The sequence below is a fragment of the Silvimonas sp. JCM 19000 genome (assembly GCF_054652575.1).
This window is the reverse complement of the sequence record NZ_BAAIHC010000053.1, coordinates 1-3,112: the sequence shown is the minus strand read 5'-3', so window position 1 is coordinate 3,112 and position 3,112 is coordinate 1. Positions and strand designations below refer to the sequence as shown.

Genomic DNA, 3,112 nt, shown 5'->3' with positions numbered 1-3,112 from the left:
GTGATGCCGGCCAGGTTGGCGACGAAGCCGCGCAGCACGGTTTCCGGGGCTATGCCGTCTTCCTCGCACACGTCCAGGAATTCGTCGGGCAGGCGTAACGTGATTGTGCGCTTGGGGCGCTTGGTCGGTGTCATGGCGTGTCGTCCTCTTCTTCCTGGGCTTCTTCATCGAGCAAGGCCAGCAAGGCGGGGCGCTCGCTGTCGCTGCCAGCGCGTTCTGCCTGCTGCTCGCCCGCGACGATGGGCCGCCCGGGATGGGTGGCGGTGTGGATGTCCTTCAACTTGCGGATGCTGGCCTGGGTGTATATCTGCGTGGTGGAGAGTTTGGCATGGCCCATGCATGACCTGGATGAAGCGGATGTCGGCCCCGCCTTCGAGCATCAGGGTCGCCATCGTGTGGCGGTAGCTATAACCCTTTCAGAACAACACCCATTTCCCCATGCTATCCGTCCGCTTGATCCGCCACGCCGAGAGCGCTGCCAATGCCGGCGCGGCAACAGCTGATCCGGCCTCGATCCCGCTCACCGCTCGCGGCCATGAACAGGCGCAGGCCATCGGCGATGCCTTTGCCGATGCGCCGGACTTGATCGTGTGTTCGCCTTTTCTGCGCGTGCGGCAGACGGCCGCGCCGACCGTGGCGCGTTTTGCGGCGGTGTCGGTGGAGGTCTGGCCTGTCGAGGAATTTACCTATCTGTCGCCGGCACGCTGCGCGCATACCACGGCGCAACAGCGTCGGCCGTGGGTGGCGGCGTTCTGGCAGGCAGCCGATCCGCTGGCGGTCGATGGGCCGGGCGCGGAATCGTTCGCGGCCTTCGTCGGACGCGTGCAAATCGCCCCGGATCGGCTGGCGGCGTTGCAGGTGGCGTCGGTCGCGCTGTTCGGCCACGGCCAGCTCATGCAGGCGTTGCGCTGGTGGATCGTGCAGCGGCCGGCCGCGCTCGATACTGACGCCATGCGCGCATTTCGCGCTTTCGACCTGGCTTACCTCCCTCGCCAACGGCGACGGCCTCTCTGTCCTTCACGACGGCCGCACCGGCTTCATCCTCTCCCTTCTTCCTGTCTAACCGCGCTCGTCCAGCAGGGGCGCGGCTTTGCCGTTGTTTTTGCGTCCTGGCGTAAGACATGGCTCTTCGCAGCAGGGTCGGCATAAGACAGTCCCGGCCCAGCCCAGCCGCCATGCGGATTACAAGCCAATTTCACTCCCCGCGTAAGCGCCACTTTATGTTCCACCAGGAAGGCTGATAGCGGTTGCTTGGTAAATCGACCCGGTTTGACGCCAAAGAGACGTGCAATCGCTCAGCTCGGCGGCCGAGTGAGCAAACAGGAAGCAGGAAGGAAGCGATTCGGCAACGGGCGGAAAGCAAATAGGGAGCAATGGCCGCCGGGCGCAACAAAGCGCAACGGAATGTCAACAAGACCGGAACAAAGCGGAACAGAACCGGAGCACGCCGGAACAGTTTATGAACAAACCGGAACGGCTGGCGTCGGCGGCCACGGCGCGAATGTTTTATGCTGTCGCTATCGACAACGCCTGGAAGGTCATCATGGCGACGCAAAGCGATACGGCGAACCAGCCCGGCGCATCGGCGACGGTGGCTTTCGTTCCCGACGACGATCCGACGTCGTTGCTGCCCGTTTTTGTGACCAGGACGACTTTGCGAGCGCTGCTCGGCGCGATACCCCTGGCGGGTTGGCCTCTGCGCCGCCGCGCTCGCACGAATTTTAGCGGCTAAAATTTCAGCGGCCGGCCTTGGGCGTGGCCTCGCAGAGCAGGCGCCCCGTTGAGCACGCAGTGCGAATAAGGGGAAGTGAAGATAGATGCCCGGCTCGCCGGGTAGCTACCTTCACATATCCTGCCCGGTATTTCCGCTCGATTTCAGCACGATGGTTTTCCATCGCACTTTCGATTTCATGCATGTTGACGCCAAGTTGATGGCGGATCGATGTTCGGTTGGATGTCAATTCAATGCCGATTGCTCGGCTGCTGGATGGGGGGTGCGATTTGCCGACGTGGCGCGTCGGCAACGATTCGAGCAGACAGCAAAAAGCCGGTGCGAATTTCTCGGCACCGGCTTTTGAAATTACCCAACAAAGGAACCAGGCGATTTTTGCTGACGAGCGCAGCGTGCAAAAACTTCAGGCACTCTTGGGCTGCAATAATTTGGTTAGCGCTATCTCTACAAATCCGGCACCACAAAGCGATGCCCTTTCATAACCAGCAACATCGAAGTCGCATCTTTCTTCGCCAACTTCAATGCCAGGATCATTATCGTCATAGGAAATCAGCCAAGCTTTCTTGCTGAGAGGGTCTTGTCTAACAAATTTTGGCGTGGGCCAATCACCTTTATCCCAATTAGGGAGATGAAAAATAACCGGCCATTCTCCATTCACCAAGGATAGATCACCGAATCGCACTATCTTTATAGCATCCTGAGGATTGAGTTCCGGAACGTCTTTCGGACTTGGCACAGATACAAATGTGTACCGGAAGAAGTAGCCCAACAACGTACCTCCACGCTTTGGTGATCTAGCGACGAGTCCCAAGGAAAATCCTCCGTCTCGAAGGGAAATAGCGAACACGTCGCCTTCCTTATATGGCAACTTTTTCATTGCCCAAGTCCTTGTAAGAAGTTACGCGCCGCGTCCATGTACGTATCAAAATTCCGATTTGTTGGACTAATCGGGCGAATTTTGTTCAAAGGCGGATTGTAGGTGTCATGCAGCATCTGCTCCAAACCTCGCTGCTCGCTAAACACATCCGTTTTATGCACCGCCTCGAATTCGTAATCTTTCGACAGAGCATCTCGTTGGTGCTCTGCCTCGCGGCGCGCTAAATCATTGGTGCGCCCCGTCCGCATGACATTGCCTTCAGCGTCGCGTAGTAAATACGTACCGCCTTTCGCTTCGGCAGCCCCCCCCCCCTTTGCCGCAAGAAATTACTAATCGATAAGCATCATACTCAGCGTAGTGCATCAGCAAAGCGCGCTTCTCGTCCGCTGTCGTTTTACGCTCCCCGAAGACGTCTAATACTTCGTTGATGACACTCACCTCAAGAAAATAATCTAGCCCACGATTAATGCAGCATCCGCGATACATTCGGGTCATAGATCCGG

5 protein-coding genes are annotated in these 3,112 nt (G+C 58.2%); 2 read left to right on the top strand and 3 right to left on the bottom strand.

The features are described from left to right. Positions 1-130 precede the first annotated feature (130 nt). A complete protein-coding gene (locus ACYQ1A_RS21720; RefSeq protein ID WP_062226000.1) occupies positions 131-337 on the bottom strand; it encodes a hypothetical protein in 207 nt (68 codons plus the stop codon). 116 nt (positions 338-453) lie between these two features. Between ACYQ1A_RS21720 and ACYQ1A_RS21715 the strand changes: the two genes are divergently transcribed. Together ACYQ1A_RS21715 and ACYQ1A_RS21710 are read left to right on the top strand one after the other, a co-directional pair. Beyond that, on the top strand, positions 454-1,149 hold the full coding sequence (locus ACYQ1A_RS21715; RefSeq protein ID WP_499365811.1) for a histidine phosphatase family protein: 696 nt from the start codon (positions 454-456) through the stop codon (positions 1,147-1,149). 310 nt (positions 1,150-1,459) lie between these two features. Continuing rightward, a complete protein-coding gene (locus ACYQ1A_RS21710) occupies positions 1,460-1,732 on the top strand; it encodes a hypothetical protein (RefSeq protein WP_499365810.1) in 273 nt (90 codons plus the stop codon). 403 nt (positions 1,733-2,135) lie between these two features. Here ACYQ1A_RS21710 and ACYQ1A_RS21705 read toward each other — a convergent pair whose 3' ends face one another. Both ACYQ1A_RS21705 and ACYQ1A_RS21700 read right to left on the bottom strand, forming a co-directional pair. Beyond that, positions 2,136-2,609 carry an immunity 26/phosphotriesterase HocA family protein gene (locus ACYQ1A_RS21705; RefSeq protein ID WP_499365809.1) on the bottom strand — a complete coding sequence of 158 codons (474 nt, stop codon included), beginning with the start codon at positions 2,607-2,609 and terminating at the stop codon, positions 2,136-2,138. Beyond that, on the bottom strand, positions 2,606-2,857 hold the full coding sequence (locus ACYQ1A_RS21700; RefSeq protein ID WP_499365808.1) for a GIY-YIG nuclease family protein: 252 nt from the start codon (positions 2,855-2,857) through the stop codon (positions 2,606-2,608). Before ACYQ1A_RS21700 ends, ACYQ1A_RS21705 begins: the two co-directional genes overlap by 4 nt. Positions 2,858-3,112: the final 255 nt, after the last annotated feature.

Bases quoted from the DNA above. Each gene is read 5' to 3' on its own strand.
- ACYQ1A_RS21720 (WP_062226000.1), bottom strand. From the start codon at position 337: ATGGGCCATGCCAAACTCTCCACCACGCAGATATACACCCAGGCCAGC.
- ACYQ1A_RS21710 (WP_499365810.1), top strand. From the start codon at position 1,460: ATGAACAAACCGGAACGGCTGGCGTCGGCGGCCACGGCGCGAATGTTT.
- ACYQ1A_RS21705 (WP_499365809.1), bottom strand. From the start codon at position 2,609: ATGAAAAAGTTGCCATATAAGGAAGGCGACGTGTTCGCTATTTCCCTT.
- ACYQ1A_RS21700 (WP_499365808.1), bottom strand. From the start codon at position 2,857: ATGCGGACGGGGCGCACCAATGATTTAGCGCGCCGCGAGGCAGAGCAC.